Source organism: Martinezella rhizogenes (assembly GCF_027460065.1).
In the GTDB taxonomy this organism is placed as follows: Bacteria; Pseudomonadota; Alphaproteobacteria; order Rhizobiales; family Rhizobiaceae; genus Agrobacterium; species Agrobacterium rhizogenes_C.
Genome location: NZ_JAPYZZ010000004.1, coordinates 227464 through 240515 on the forward strand (window position 1 = coordinate 227464; position 13052 = coordinate 240515).

At 59.1% G+C, this 13052-nt stretch carries 15 protein-coding genes; 10 read left to right on the top strand and 5 right to left on the bottom strand.

What is annotated here, in order from left to right; all coding sequences use genetic code 11:
* Positions 1–24: 24 nt before the first annotated feature.
* Positions 25–969 (top strand): LysR family transcriptional regulator, encoded by a 945-nt coding sequence (locus O8B93_RS09210; RefSeq protein ID WP_269709505.1) that lies wholly within the window; start codon positions 25–27, stop codon positions 967–969.
* Positions 970–1282: 313 nt separating this feature from the next.
* On the opposite strand, the gene O8B93_RS09215 is transcribed toward O8B93_RS09210, so the two are convergent.
* Complete coding sequence (locus O8B93_RS09215; protein WP_080824622.1) at positions 1283–1549, bottom strand: DUF2188 domain-containing protein; 267 nt, start codon at positions 1547–1549, stop codon at positions 1283–1285.
* A gap of 195 nt (positions 1550–1744) precedes the next feature.
* Here O8B93_RS09215 and O8B93_RS09220 point away from each other — a divergent pair, with 195 nt between their 5' ends.
* Positions 1745–2860 (top strand): calcium:cation antiporter, encoded by a 1116-nt coding sequence (locus O8B93_RS09220; protein ID WP_269709506.1) that lies wholly within the window; start codon positions 1745–1747, stop codon positions 2858–2860.
* Positions 2861–2920: 60 nt separating this feature from the next.
* Here O8B93_RS09220 and O8B93_RS09225 read toward each other — a convergent pair whose 3' ends face one another.
* Entirely contained in the window at positions 2921–4123 is a 1203-nt protein-coding gene (locus O8B93_RS09225; RefSeq protein ID WP_269709507.1) for a pyridoxal phosphate-dependent aminotransferase, read from the bottom strand.
* 211 nt (positions 4124–4334) lie between these two features.
* On the opposite strand from O8B93_RS09225, the gene O8B93_RS09230 reads away from it, so the two are divergent.
* From O8B93_RS09230 to O8B93_RS09245, 4 genes are all read left to right on the top strand, one after another.
* Positions 4335–5261 carry an EAL domain-containing protein gene (locus tag O8B93_RS09230; protein WP_269709508.1) on the top strand — a complete coding sequence of 309 codons (927 nt, stop codon included), beginning with the start codon at positions 4335–4337 and terminating at the stop codon, positions 5259–5261.
* 147 nt (positions 5262–5408) lie between these two features.
* Positions 5409–5720, top strand: a complete 312-nt coding sequence (locus tag O8B93_RS09235) for a hypothetical protein (protein WP_080824617.1) — start codon at positions 5409–5411, stop codon at positions 5718–5720.
* Positions 5721–5876: 156 nt separating this feature from the next.
* Entirely contained in the window at positions 5877–6779 is a 903-nt protein-coding gene (locus tag O8B93_RS09240; RefSeq protein WP_269709509.1) for a DMT family transporter, read from the top strand.
* A gap of 445 nt (positions 6780–7224) precedes the next feature.
* Entirely contained in the window at positions 7225–7440 is a 216-nt protein-coding gene (locus O8B93_RS09245; RefSeq protein ID WP_003494703.1) for a cold-shock protein, read from the top strand.
* An 84-nt stretch (positions 7441–7524) separates the two neighbouring features.
* Here O8B93_RS09245 and O8B93_RS09250 read toward each other — a convergent pair whose 3' ends face one another.
* Positions 7525–8169 (bottom strand): MBL fold metallo-hydrolase, encoded by a 645-nt coding sequence (locus O8B93_RS09250; protein WP_269709510.1) that lies wholly within the window; start codon positions 8167–8169, stop codon positions 7525–7527.
* Between the two features lie 231 nt (positions 8170–8400).
* Between O8B93_RS09250 and O8B93_RS09255 the strand changes: the two genes are divergently transcribed.
* The 4 genes from O8B93_RS09255 (at position 8401) to O8B93_RS09270 (ending at position 11866) form a co-directional block, all read left to right on the top strand.
* On the top strand, positions 8401–9000 hold the full coding sequence (locus O8B93_RS09255; protein WP_269709511.1) for a DUF1236 domain-containing protein: 600 nt from the start codon (positions 8401–8403) through the stop codon (positions 8998–9000).
* Positions 9001–9241: 241 nt separating this feature from the next.
* Complete coding sequence (locus O8B93_RS09260) at positions 9242–9739, top strand: MarR family winged helix-turn-helix transcriptional regulator (protein ID WP_269709512.1); 498 nt, start codon at positions 9242–9244, stop codon at positions 9737–9739.
* A gap of 2 nt (positions 9740–9741) precedes the next feature.
* Entirely contained in the window at positions 9742–10455 is a 714-nt protein-coding gene (locus O8B93_RS09265; protein WP_269709599.1) for a response regulator, read from the top strand.
* A gap of 31 nt (positions 10456–10486) precedes the next feature.
* The gene (locus O8B93_RS09270; RefSeq protein WP_269709513.1) at positions 10487–11866 is read left to right on the top strand and encodes an ATP-binding protein; all 1380 of its coding nucleotides are present in this window, start codon (positions 10487–10489) and stop codon (positions 11864–11866) included.
* A gap of 13 nt (positions 11867–11879) precedes the next feature.
* Here O8B93_RS09270 and O8B93_RS09275 read toward each other — a convergent pair whose 3' ends face one another.
* Positions 11880–12221: a tRNA-binding protein gene (locus O8B93_RS09275; protein ID WP_269709514.1), complete on the bottom strand. Its 342-nt coding sequence runs from the start codon at positions 12219–12221 to the stop codon at positions 11880–11882.
* 11 nt (positions 12222–12232) lie between these two features.
* Positions 12233–13051, bottom strand: coding sequence for a pyrroline-5-carboxylate reductase (gene proC / locus O8B93_RS09280; protein ID WP_269709515.1), 819 nt, complete (start codon positions 13049–13051; stop codon positions 12233–12235).
* Position 13052 lies beyond the last annotated feature (1 nt).

The following is a 13052-nucleotide window of genomic DNA, read 5'->3' on the forward strand; positions in this document are numbered from 1 at the left end:
GGTGGAGCGGCCATACAAAATTTTATGACCAAAAACCGTGATGTCAGCTGGGATTTTTACCGCACCTTCCTCAGCGTGCTGCGTGACGGCTCGCTTTCCGCCGCCGCGCGCGAACTCGGCATCACCCAGCCGACGGCAGGGCGGCACATTGGCGCGCTGGAAGAGGCCGTCGGTTTTCCGCTGTTCATCCGCTCACCGCACGGGCTGATGCCGACGGAGGCCGCCCTGGCACTCAGGCCCTATGCGGAAAATCTGGCAGCGACGGCCGCGGCCCTCATGCGCGCGGCCTCCGGCGAGGTCGGCAAGATCGAAGGCACCGTGCGCATCAGCGCATCGGATATTATCGGCGTGGAAATGCTGCCGCCGATCGTCGCCGCCATGCAGGATGTTCACCCCCGGCTTGAAATCGAGCTTTCGCTCTCCGACACGCTGGAAGACCTGTTGCGGCGAGAGGCCGATATCGCCATTCGCATGACCGAACCGCTGCAGGATGCGATCGTCATGCGCTACATCGGCAATTTCCGTCTGGGATTTCATGCGACACGCGACTATCTGGCAAAAGCCGGCATTCCCGAAAGCATGGAAGAGTTGGACCAGCACCGGCTGATCGGTTTCGACCGCAAGACGCCCTTTATCAGGGCGGCCATCCAGCGGATGCGTTCGCTCGATCCTGACATACCCGATATTGAAGATATCTCCTTCGAAATCCGCGCCGACAGCAACCTTGCCCAGCTTGCCATGATCCGCGCCAGCGCGGGTATCGGCGTCTGCCAGATCGGCCTCGCGCGCAAGGACCCCCGGCTTGTTCAAGTCCTGCCTGATATAGACATTCCGCTGCACACCTGGGTGGCGATGCACGAAAATCTCAAGACCTCACCGCGGTGCCGCGCCGTTTTCAGTGCCTTGGTCGAGGGTCTGAAAGCCCATCTCAAGGAGACCGATCCGAACGCCCCGCCGAAACGGCGTTAGAGTTTGTCCATTCACAGCGGACCCCAAGGCGCGTGCGGCTTACCCCCCTCTGCCCTGCCGGGCATCTCCCCCTCAAGGGGGGAGATCGGCAAGAGGCCCTTTCATCGCTTCATTCTCAAGCGTCCAGAAGTGCGAAACCTTGCCGCAGATCGATCTCCCCCCTTGAGGGGGAGATGCCCGGCAGGGCAGAGGGCGGTAAAGCCGCACGCACCTCCGGTCCACTGTGAATGGACAAACTCTTGAAAGCCACTATCTAGCCGGCCGTCATCAAAACACCGCAGGACCACTTCTCCAGAAATCCGCAGCCCACCCGTCAAAACGGTCTGGCCTGATCCGTTGTCTTGTCCACCACCTCGGCTTCCGGCCGGTCTCCGCCCTGGCTATATTCCTCATGCCATTGGCCGCGCTCGTCCTGATAGCTGATTTCCTCGTCATCGCCCCCCACCTGCTGTTCGGCGGCGACGATGCGCGCGGCTTCAACGGCATCGGCATAGGTCGGGAAAGTTTCGGAATAGGCGCCGTTCATGCGGTAGGCGAAACCTCCGTCATGTTCGACGATTTCATACACCACTTTGGTCATGCATGGTCCTCCTGTTTCGGTAGGCGACATGGCAACCACAACCGCGCTTCAAGCATTGCACCCGACGGGGACACCGCGGCATGAACAGCATGTCCTGCGACATCACTATCCTACCAAAAGCATTCAAGCGCAAATCCTGCTTGATCTGAGGGAAGATAAGTCACAGCCTAAGCCTGTCAGGGGGAAGGGAAATCGATGGTGGGTTCTATTCTGAAACAGGAGCGCATGCTGCTTCTGGCAATACCGGCGGCAATCTTCGCATATATGGCGGAACATGCGATATTCGAAGCGGGAAAGACGGCGGGGCTGATTGCCGCAATCGTGCTCATCGGGCTCATCGTTCTCGTTTCGATGCGGGTTGCCCATCACGCTGAAATTCTTGCCGCCAAGGTCGGCGATCCCTATGGCACGATGATCCTGACGCTCTCGGCGGTCGCCGTGGAAGTGCTGATCCTTGCCATCATCATGAGCGAATCCAGTTCGCCAACGCTGGTGCGCGATACCATCTACTCCGCCGTCATGATCGACATCAACGGCATCCTGGGGCTCGCCGCCCTGCTCGGCGGTCTGCGCCACGGCGAACAGCCCTATAATGACGATTCCGGCAGGACCTATGGCGTGATGATCCTCACCGCCATGGGCATTTCGATGATCGTGCCGGAATTCATTCCGCAACAGAGCTGGCACGTCTATTCCGCCTTCACCATCGTCGCGATGATCGCGCTCTATGCGCTCTTCCTCAAGATGCAGGTCGGTCCGCACAGCTATTTCTTCAGCTATACCTACCCCAAGAAGCCTCGTCCCGCCGGCCAGTCCGGGCAGACATCGGGCAGCCATGCAGAGGATGAAGATGAGGGCAGCGTGCCGCTCTCCATCGGCCTCATCATTGCCGGCGTGGTGCTGATCGGCGTGCTGGCGGAATTCATGTCGGCCTTCCTCAGCGAAAGCCTTGAAGGAACCAGTGCACCGCCCGCCCTTATGGCAGTGGTGGTTGCCACGATCTCCGCATCGCCGGAAATCCTAACCGCGCTCCGCTCCGCCCTGCGCAATCGCATGCAGGCCGTGGTCAACATCGCCATGGGCGCATCGCTGTCGACGGTGATCCTGACCGTGCCGGTCATGGAGGGCATTGCGCTCTATACCGGCCAGCCCTTCATCATGGCGATGACGCCGGTTCAGACCGTCATGGTCTTCATCACCCTCATCGCCGCGGCCATCAACCTCAATGACGGTGAGACCAATGCGATCGAGGGGATGACGCATTTCATTCTCTTCGCCACCTTCATCATGCTGCTATTCCTCGGCCTCTGACCGAAACGAAAAAAGCCCGGCATCGCTGCCGGGCTTCTTCATTCAATATCACGAGAGCGATCAGCGGCAATCGGCGCAGAAACGCTGGATGCGCTTGCAGGCCTCTTCAAGCAGCGTTTCCGACGTGGCGTAGGAAATGCGGAAGTTCGGGCCGAGGCCGAAAGCCGATCCCTGCACGACGGCAACGCCTTCGGCTTCCAGAAGCTCGGAGACGAAATCCGTATCCGTCTCGATGACCTTGCCCGAAGGCGCGGTCTTGCCGATCAGGCCGGCGCAGGACGGGTAGACGTAGAATGCGCCTTCCGGTGACGGGCAGCTGATGCCCTTGGCCTGGTTGAGCATGGAGACGACGAGATCACGACGGCCTTCGAAGATCTTCTTGTTCGCGGGAATGAAATCCTGCGTGCCGTTCAGAGCTTCGACAGCGGCCCACTGTGCGATCGAGCTTGCGCCCGAGGTCTGCTGGCCCTGGATCATGTCCATGGCCTTGATCAGCGGCAGCGGGCCGGCAGCGTAACCGATACGCCAGCCGGTCATGGCATAGGCCTTGGAAACGCCGTTCATCGTCAGTGTGCGGTCATAAAGCGAAGGCTCGACTTCCACAGGGGTGACGAATTTGAAATCGCCATAGGTCAGGTGCTCATACATGTCGTCCGTCAGCACCCAGACATGCGGATGCTTGACCAGCACGTCCGTCAGCGCCTTCAGCTCGTCATGCGAATAGGCCGCGCCCGAGGGGTTGGAAGGCGAGTTGAAGACGAACCACTTTGTCTTCGGCGTGATCGCCTTTTCCAGCGCTTCTGGCGTCAGCTTGAAATTGTCTTCGAGCGTGGCGTTGACGAATACAGGCGTGCCGCCGCAAATCGCCACCATTTCCGGGTAGCTGACCCAGTAAGGTGCCGGGATAACGACTTCATCACCGGGGTTCAGCGTCGCCATGAAGGCGTTGAAGAGGATCTGCTTGCCGCCGGTGCCGACGATGGTCTGTTCCGGCTTGTAGTCGAGGCCGTTTTCACGCTTGAACTTGTCGGCAATCGCCTTGCGCAGTTCGGGAATGCCGGAAACCGGCGTGTATTTGGTTTCGCCGCGCTTGATGGCGTCAATGGCCGCTTCCTTGATATTATCGGGCGTATCGAAATCCGGCTCGCCGGCGCCAAGGCTAATCACATCGCGACCCTTGGCTTTCAGCTCACGGGCTTTCTGGGTAACGGCGATGGTGGCGGATGGCTTTACGCGGGAGAGAATGTCGGCAAGGAAGGCCATTTTTAATCGGTCCTATTGGGGTTGACATCGGCAGAGGCTGGAAATCTTGTCTGCTACGGCAATTTCTATGTCGAAAGACGGACATAGTTTCAAGGTCAAAAGCCGGCTTATCTGCTGCATCGGAGAATTTAAACCTTCCTTAACCCGGAAGTAACGCTTGATACGCTACATTGGCGAGCCTAGGGGTCGTGTCTCTATAGCTGGTTGAAAAATGGCGCCGAAAAGCATCTTTTCCAGTCTTGTCCGCGAGGTCGATGGCACATGGTCCACGGCCTATCAAACCTTCAACCTGAAATCGGCCCTGCAGCCGATTTTCCGTCGCACGCCAAGCGGCATGCTTGATATCGATTCCTTCGAAGGTCTGGTGCGGCCCCACCGCAACGGCGAGCCGGTGACGCCGGGCGAATTCTTCTCGCTTGTGGCATCTGAAGACATCGAGAATATCGACAGCATCCTGCGCACGATCCATATCCTCAACACCGGCAAGCTCAATCGTTCCCGCGCCCGCATCTTCGTCAATTTCCATCCGGGCCTTTTCCAGACCCCGGCCAAGATGCGGCAGGAAGTGGAGCGCATGCGGCTGACCGCCCACGAGGCCGGCATGACAGCGGACCGCATCGTCTGCGAAATCTCGGAGAAAAAGGCCTCTGACACTCAGATGGTCGCCGACTTCGCATATCACATGCACGATATCGGTTTCCGCGTGGCGCTGGACGACTATGGCGCCGGCGATTCCGACATCGACCGCGTCAAGCTCATCAAGCCGGATTACGTGAAGTTCGAAGCGGGCTGGGTGCGCGATTTCATGCAGAATTCGGCCGGCGCCGCCCTCCTGCGCGTCATCGTCCGCCAGTTCCGCGAGGATGGGATTGAGCCCGTATTCGAAGGGCTTGAAACCAGCTGGCAGGTCGATCTGTGCGAAGACCTCGGCGTCCTGCTGATGCAGGGTTATGTTCTGGCAAAACCCGAACTCGCACCGACAAGTTTCGATACGCGCTTTCCGGAACTCGGCAGCGAATATTTCTCCCCTTCAAGGATGGAGAGAAACACAGCCGCACCGGCATTTTCCCGGGAAGACCGCGCGCCCGATCCGCATCCGCTGCGCCAGGTCAGGACATTCGGAAAACGCGGCCTCTGATGCCATTTGCGGGAGAAATAGCCTCCTCAGACGGCTTTGCCACAATATGGCCGCAATAAATGCCGCGGAACGCCTGAATTCGGTCTCCAAGCCGTCCATTTCCGGGCCTCTTTTATCCTTTAAGAACAGGGGCAAGAGGCGACAGCCATGTTTACCAACGATCGGACTTCCGTTGAAAGGTTAAGGGCGCAGAGAACGCTGTTTTCCCTCTGGATGGCCGTTGCAGCTTTTCTTGTCATCGTCACCATGGCCGCCGGCATCGCAACCTCGGCCAATGCGGCCACCGAAGCACTCGACACCCTGCACACCTCGGCCATTCCGCAGGTGGCGGCAACCACCAAGGCCGGCCCTCACCTGCTGCTCATCGTCCTTTCAGCCGCAGCCTTTATCGGTCTCGGCATTGGCGGCCTGACGCTGACCCGGCGCAGCCTGAAGGACGAGGCCCGCCGCTACAAATAAACGCCCGCCGCCTCGACTTGCGGCATCGGCAGGTTGCTGCTAAAGCACCCGGGAAACAGCCCTCCGAAACTTCGGATCGGCATTTCAAAAAATCCCCTGTTTGCCACGGCCGTGACTGAATGATCTTCCCGGCCCCTGCTGTGCTGGTGCCAACTCATGACGCGTGTTCAGGCCAATATGCTGCTTCTCCTCGCAGCAGCGATCTGGGGAGGTGGCTTTGTCGCCCAATCCTCCGCCATGGCCTCCATCGGCCCGTTCTGGTTCGTCGGCCTGCGTTTCGCCATCGCCGCCATCGCGGTGCTGCCCTTTGCGCTGATGGAAACGCGGTCGCTGAAATCGCCGCCGCGCCGCCGTGAAATCGGCAGCTTCATCCTCGTGGGATTGGCCCTGTTCGGCGGAGCCACCACCCAGCAGGTCGGTCTTCTGACCACGACCGTCACCAATTCCAGCTTCCTGACCGGGCTTTACGTCATCTTCGTGCCGGTCATTGCCGTCGTGCTTTACCGCCGTCATCCCCATTGGGTCGTCTGGCCCTGCGCGCTGATGATGCTCGGCGGCATATTTCTCCTCTCCGGCGGCGCCTTCGAAACGCTGACGACAGGGGATATTCTCAGCATCATCTGCGCCTTCTTCTGGGCGATCCAGATCACGCTCGCGGGACGCTTCGTTTCAGAAAGCGGACGTCCGCTGGCGCTTTCCTTCACTCAGTTCGCGGTTTGCTCCCTTCTTAGTTGCATGATCGGTATCGTGTTCGAACCGATCAGCATGGCGGCCATCGAGGCGTCGATGGTGGAAATTCTCTACGTCGGCCTCGTCTCTTCCGGCCTCGCCTTCGTGCTGCAGGTCATTGCCCAGCGTTACACCACGGCACCGCAGGCGGCGATTTTCCTGTCTTCGGAGGCGCTTTTCGGCGCCCTGCTGGCCTCGATCTTCCTGAAGGAAACCATTTCCAGCGCCGGCTATGTCGGCTGCCTGATCATCTTCATCGCCATCCTGATCGTCGAACTCGTACCGGAATTGACGCGCAAACGGCAAAAAACCGTGACGGAAGCGGCCTGACGCGGAAAGAAAGGATTTTTCTGTTTTCGCAGAAAATCCGTCGAGCTCGTTCAAATTTTTGCTGCGAAGACCCGATGCGACCGGCAATTATTTCATCAGCCATCACTTATGCGGAAAAAATGTGCGGTTCTCAGATGTAATGCTACCGCAGGTTTTTTATCTGACAAAAAGCCCGTAAAAACTTTTGCTTGCCAATTTTCGATAAACGCAGCAATCTACTGCGGTTCGGGCAATTTGCGAGCATGGGAAGGCCTATAAATTTGCGCACTGGGGACGCTATAAACCTCGGGCGGTGGGACGAAAAACGTTGGATGAGAACGCCATTACTTCCTGCTGCGAAGGTCCATTTTCTCAATAGTCAAGAACTGCCTGCCAACGCCCACGCGGGGCAAAACTGTAATGCTGCCTGTAGCTGAACGCGGGCAGAGCGAAAAGGACCTGATGCATGGCCGAAACTGGCACCGTAAAATTCTTCAATACCGACAAAGGCTTCGGCTTCATCAAGCCAGACAATGGTGGCGCTGATATCTTTGTTCACATCTCTGCCGTACAGGCTTCTGGCCTGTCCGGACTTTCAGAAAATCAGAAAGTGAGCTTCGACACGGAACCGGATCGTCGCGGCAAGGGCCCGAAGGCAGTCAATCTGCAGATTGCTGGCTGACCCTAAAACGGCTTTCTTTTCTAGTTGAAGCCCGGCAGGAATGCCGGGTTTTTTTATGCGCCCTGCAGGCCTCTATTGGCCAATTCAAAGCCCCTTGAGATAGGGGTTGTTGAGCCGTTCCTCACCCAGCCGCCCACCCGGACCATGGCCGCAGATGAAACCGACATCGTCGCCCAGCGGCAGCAGCTTGTCGCGAATGGATGCCATCAATTGCTCGTGGTTTCCGCCCGGCAGGTCGGTGCGCCCCACCGAGCCCGAAAACAGCACGTCGCCGACATGGGCGAAGTTCTGGTCGCGGTTATAATAGATGACGTGGCCGGGCGCGTGGCCCGGGCAATGATAGACCTCGAAGACGTGATCTGCAAACGAGACCTTGTCGCCATCATCCAACCATTTGTCCGGCACAACGTTCTTCAGTCCGCTGATGCCATATTTCTCCGCCTGAACCTCGATCCTCTCGAGCAGCGGCCAGTCATCCTCATGCGGCCCGATGACCGGCAGGGAAAGTTTCGCACGCAGTTCGTCGGCACCGCCGGCATGGTCGAGATGCCCGTGCGTCAGCCAGATTTCCTTCAGCGTGATGCCGTTTTCAGCGACGACCTGCAGAATGACGTCCACATCCCCGCCGGGATCGACGACGACGCCCTCCTTGGTATCCTGATCGAACAGGATGGTGCAGTTCTGCTCGAATGGCGTGACCGGAATAATGCCCGCCTGCAACTTTCCCATATCCTGTGTCTCCTGTCTGAAAGGTTCCGCCTCCTATAGCCCGCGACCGGTTGCGGCACAATGGCGACGAAAAGGCCTCCGCTTTCAGTGGGCCGGCCGTTCTAAAAATCACTATTATATACAGTGAGATAACAGGAAGTTTTTGGCTCCCGGCAGGAATTTCCGGCGAAAAATGTGGAACGCCCTGTTGGCTGCGACGTTGTAGCACCAGTCTTAAAAGGAGTGAGACACATGGACAAGACGCTTAAAATGCTGATCGCTGGCGGCGCCTTCGCCTTGATGGCGGGTTACGCAAACGCCGCCATGGTCGCCACGACAGCATCGGATATTTCCGTTCGCTCGGGCCCCGGTGAAGACTACCCTGAACTGGGTCTCGCCACCCGCGGCAGCAATGCGGTTCTGGATGGCTGCATGGAAGGCAGCAGCTGGTGCCGTATCGAAGTCAACGGCCTGCGCGGCTGGGCTCATGCCGATTATCTGAACGTTATGTATGAAGGCTCTCCGGTCATTCTTGAACAGCGCCGCTCGGATATCAGCGTGCCTGTCGTAACCTATGAAAAGACCGCAAGTGTTCAGGCCGAGCCGAACCCGGGTGACCCGAACCTAGGCCGCGTCGGTGAAGTCGATCCGCCGCAATCGGTCATCACTTATATGGACGAGCATCCTGCCGACACCATCACCTATGACGGCGACATCGCCGTGGGTAGTGTTCTGCCCGCAGAGACCCGTATGGTTGAAGTCCCCGACTATCAGTATCGATATGTCCGGGTGAATGATGTGCCGGTTCTCGTGGAACCCTCGACCCGTCGTATCGTCTACGTCTACCAGTAACACCACCACAACGGTAAAAAAACGAAGGAGAGCGCGGAGTTTCCGCGCTCTTTTCTATTTCCGGTAAAGGCCACTCAGGATTTCAGTTGCACCCGCACCCGCGCCATATTATCCACCGCAACAGAAAATGATCGGCGGCATTCTCCCTAGCGGACGCATTTTCGGCTATGTTTACAGAATATTGGCGCATCGACGCCTGTCAGCCTATGATCAGACAGCCGCAGGATATGAAGGAACCGCAGTGCCACCGCAATCGCTCAAAACCGCCGCCGCGAGGCAGACACCGGCACTGCCGAAGGTTGACGACGGCAAGATCGACTTCGACACGATCGAGGCGCTGTTTTTCGCCTATCGCGATTTCGTCTCCGATCCCGACGTCATTCTGTCGAAGCTGGATTACGGCCGGGCGCACCACCGGGTGGTCTATTTCGTCAGCCGGCAGCCCGGCATGACCGTGGCGGATCTGCTCGACACCCTGCAGATTACCAAGCAAAGCCTCGCCCGCGTGCTCAAGCAATTGATCGACGATGGTTATATCCGCCAGATGGCCGGGCCCGAGGATCGCCGTCAGCGCAGGCTTTACCCGACCCTGACCGGCCGCGAACTGGCGCTGGCGCTCAGCGAACCGCAATCGCGCCGCATCGACCGGGCGCTGGAAGGGCTGGAGCCGGATGCCCGCGCCTGCGTGCGCAAGTTCCTGGCGCAAATGCGCAGCCCGACAAGCGTGGAGGGTGAATGACGATGGCGCAAGCTCCGACCAAACGGCTACCGGTGGATGACGATGCGGCCCATCTGCTGATCGTTGACGACGATGCCCGCATTCGCAATCTCCTGCAGCGCTTCCTTGGCGACAAGGGCTACCGTATCTCCGTGGCCGGCGATGCAGCCGAAGCCCGGCGCAAGATGGTGGGAATTCGTTTCGATCTGCTGATCCTCGATGTGATGATGCCCGGCGAAAACGGGCTTTCGCTGACCCGCTCGCTGAACGAGAACAAATCCGTGCCGGTCATTCTCCTGACCGCCCGTTCGGAAGCGGAATCGCGCATTGCCGGATTGGAAGCGGGCGCCGATGACTACCTCGCCAAGCCCTTCGATCCGCGTGAGCTCGTCCTGCGTATCAATAATATCCTTCGACGTAACACCTCGCCCGATACGCCCAAGATCGAACAGATCATGTTCGGCCCCTACAGCTTCTCCATTCCGAAGAAGGAATTACGACGCGGTGCCGAAACGATCCGGCTGACGGATCGCGAACAGGAGATCATGCTGCTTTTTGCCCTGCGCGCCGGCGATACCATTCCCCGCCACGAGCTGGTGGAAGCGGAATCGGAAGTGGGTGAAAGAACCATCGACGTGCAGATCAACCGTCTTCGCCGTAAGATCGAGGACGACCCTGCCAATCCTGTCTATCTGCAAACGGTGCGCGGCATCGGTTACCGCCTGAGCGTGGACTGACGAGCACTCAACGAAGGGCGGACGCGCAGCCATGGCGAGCCTCGATTTTCTCAGCACGGTCAAAAAAAGCGGCGCGGCCAAGGCATGGCGTTCTGCCGGCAGATGGCTGCGCCACTGGTTGCCAACAGGCCTTTACACCCGCTCGCTGCTCATCATCATCCTGCCGATGATCCTGCTTCAGGCCGTGGTCGCGGCTGTCTTCATGGAACGTCACTGGCAATTGGTGACGGAGCGCCTGTCCGCCGCCGTGACACGCGATATCTCTGCCGTCATTGAGCTTCTGCAGACGGATCCCGAAGAAGACGATTATCAGCGCGTCATCCGCATCGCCCGAGAGAAACTCGACCTCAGCGTCTATATCGAGCCCAAGACCGATCTGCCGGCCCCCAAACCCGAGCCGCTGTTTTCGATCCTCGACAGGATTCTTGCCGATCAGTTGAAACAGCAGATCGGCAGGCCGTTCTGGATCGACACCTATGGTAACGGCTCGCTGGTGGAAATCCGTGTTCAGCTGGAAGACAAGACCTTGCGCGTCTTTACCAGCCGCAGTTCCGCCTATGCCTCCAATACCCATATCTTCCTCGTCTGGATGGTCGGCGCGTCACTGGTGCTGATCGCCATTTCCATCCTCTTCCTGCGCGGGCAGATCAAACCCATCGAAGCGCTTGCCAAGGCGGCGGAAAACTTCGGCAAGGGCCAGAGGATCAGCGGCTATTCCCCACGCGGCGCGGACGAGGTGCGGCGCGCCGGTCTCGCCTTCATCCTGATGCGCGAGCGTATCGAGCGGCAGATGGAGCAGCGCACGGCCATGCTGAATGGTGTGAGCCATGACCTGCGCACCATTCTCACCCGCTTCAAGCTGCAACTGGCGCTCGCCGGCGACAATCCTGACCTTGAAGGGCTGGATAAGGATGTGGACGACATGCAGTCGATGCTGGAGGCCTATCTGACCTTCGCCCGCACCGAGGTCGAAGAGGATGTCGGCACGCTGGAGCTTCCGGCACTTCTGGAGAAGATCGGCCATGATTTCGAGCTGCACGGCAAGAAATTCAGCTATGAACTCTATAATATCGAGAGGATCATCGCCCGGCCGAACGCGCTTTCCCGCCTCGTTGCCAATTTGGCCGAAAATGCCCGGCGTTACGCCAGCAATCTCCACGTCGATATCCGCAAGGCGCCACGCTCCATCATCATGACCTTCGACGACGACGGTCCGGGCATTCCGGAAATCTCCCGCGAGGATGTATTCAAACCGTTCTTCCGGCTGGACGAGGCACGCAACCTCAATGCCTCCGGCACGGGCCTTGGCCTCTCCATCGTCCGCGATATCGCCCGCAGCCATGGCGGCGATGTATCGCTCGATGAAAGCCCGATGGGCGGATTGCGGGTCATCGTCAAGATTCCGGCTTAACGGCAAACAGCCGTCAGCACATCTTCTCGCCGTTCGGCACCGGCCGTTCGACCGCGGCGAGAACGATATCGCCGTTTGCATCGGCAAAACCAAGCGTCAGAACTTCAGATCGAAAAGGGCCGATCTGACGCGGCGGAAAATTCACCACGCCCAGCACCTGCCGACCGACGAGGCTTTCCGGCGTATAATGTACCGTGATCTGCGCCGAGGATTTTTTGATGCCGATCTCGGGTCCGAAATCTATCTTCACCTTGATCGCCGGTTTGCGAGCCTCCGGAAACGGCTCCGCCTCTACGATCGTGCCGACGCGGATATCGACCTTCTCGAAATCGCCATAGGAAATTTCGCCGCTCATGACCCGTCCCTTCAGCCTGCCAGCTCTTCGGCACGCGTTTTCGCGGCAGCGACCGCCCTGTCGAACAGGGGCTGCATGCCGTCTTCAGCCATCAGCACGGAAAGTGCGGCAGCCGTGGTGCCGCCCGGCGAAGTCACATTCTGACGCAGGCGCGCCGCCTCGTCGGTGGACTGATGCAGGAGTTCACCGGCACCGGCCACGGTTTCGCGCGCCAGACGCATTGCCACATCGGCCGGCAGACCGGCCTTGCGGCCGGCTTCCGCCATGCATTCCACCAGATAGAAGACATAGGCCGGGCCACTTCCCGAAACTGCGGTCACCGCGTCGATGTCGCTTTCGGCCTCAACCCATTCCACCGGACCGCTGACCTTCAGCAACCCGTCTACAACGGTTTTCAGCCCGGCTGTGACAAGATCGTTGGCATAAGCGCCGGTGACGCCACGGCCGACCATAGCAGGCGTATTGGGCATGGCGCGCACGGCGGCAACCGCACCGAAATGCGAAGCGAACGTGGCAATGGTCGTGCCCGCCGCGATGGAGACAACGACCGTTTCCGGGCCCAGCAGGGGCTTCAGCGACGGCAAAACGGCATCCATCATCTGCGGCTTCACCGCCACGAAAAGAATGCCGGCCTTGACGCCCTCAGGCACGCTTTCGATGTGGGTCGCGCCGGCTTCCGCAATCGTCGTGCGCATCGCGTCGGAGGGCCGTGGATCAATGACGATGACTTTCGATCCCGGCACACCCTTTTTCAGCCAGCCCGAAAGCATGGCGCCGCCCATATTGCCGGCGCCCACGAGGACGAGCGGACCGGAAGCCTTGTACACCATG

Coding starts and splice junctions, on each gene's coding strand:
- O8B93_RS09255 (WP_269709511.1), top strand. CDS start 8,401: ATGGACAAGACGCTTAAAATGCTGATCGCTGGCGGCGCCTTCGCCTTG.
- proC (WP_269709515.1), bottom strand. CDS start 13,051: ATGGTGTACAAGGCTTCCGGTCCGCTCGTCCTCGTGGGCGCCGGCAAT.
- O8B93_RS09275 (WP_269709514.1), bottom strand. CDS start 12,221: ATGAGCGGCGAAATTTCCTATGGCGATTTCGAGAAGGTCGATATCCGC.
- O8B93_RS09225 (WP_269709507.1), bottom strand. CDS start 4,123: ATGGCCTTCCTTGCCGACATTCTCTCCCGCGTAAAGCCATCCGCCACC.
- O8B93_RS09215 (WP_080824622.1), bottom strand. CDS start 1,549: ATGACCAAAGTGGTGTATGAAATCGTCGAACATGACGGAGGTTTCGCC.
- O8B93_RS09210 (WP_269709505.1), top strand. CDS start 25: ATGACCAAAAACCGTGATGTCAGCTGGGATTTTTACCGCACCTTCCTC.
- O8B93_RS09270 (WP_269709513.1), top strand. CDS start 10,487: ATGGCGAGCCTCGATTTTCTCAGCACGGTCAAAAAAAGCGGCGCGGCC.
- O8B93_RS09220 (WP_269709506.1), top strand. CDS start 1,745: ATGGTGGGTTCTATTCTGAAACAGGAGCGCATGCTGCTTCTGGCAATA.
- O8B93_RS09240 (WP_269709509.1), top strand. CDS start 5,877: ATGACGCGTGTTCAGGCCAATATGCTGCTTCTCCTCGCAGCAGCGATC.
- O8B93_RS09265 (WP_269709599.1), top strand. CDS start 9,742: ATGGCGCAAGCTCCGACCAAACGGCTACCGGTGGATGACGATGCGGCC.
- O8B93_RS09245 (WP_003494703.1), top strand. CDS start 7,225: ATGGCCGAAACTGGCACCGTAAAATTCTTCAATACCGACAAAGGCTTC.
- O8B93_RS09230 (WP_269709508.1), top strand. CDS start 4,335: ATGGCGCCGAAAAGCATCTTTTCCAGTCTTGTCCGCGAGGTCGATGGC.
- O8B93_RS09250 (WP_269709510.1), bottom strand. CDS start 8,169: ATGGGAAAGTTGCAGGCGGGCATTATTCCGGTCACGCCATTCGAGCAG.
- O8B93_RS09235 (WP_080824617.1), top strand. CDS start 5,409: ATGTTTACCAACGATCGGACTTCCGTTGAAAGGTTAAGGGCGCAGAGA.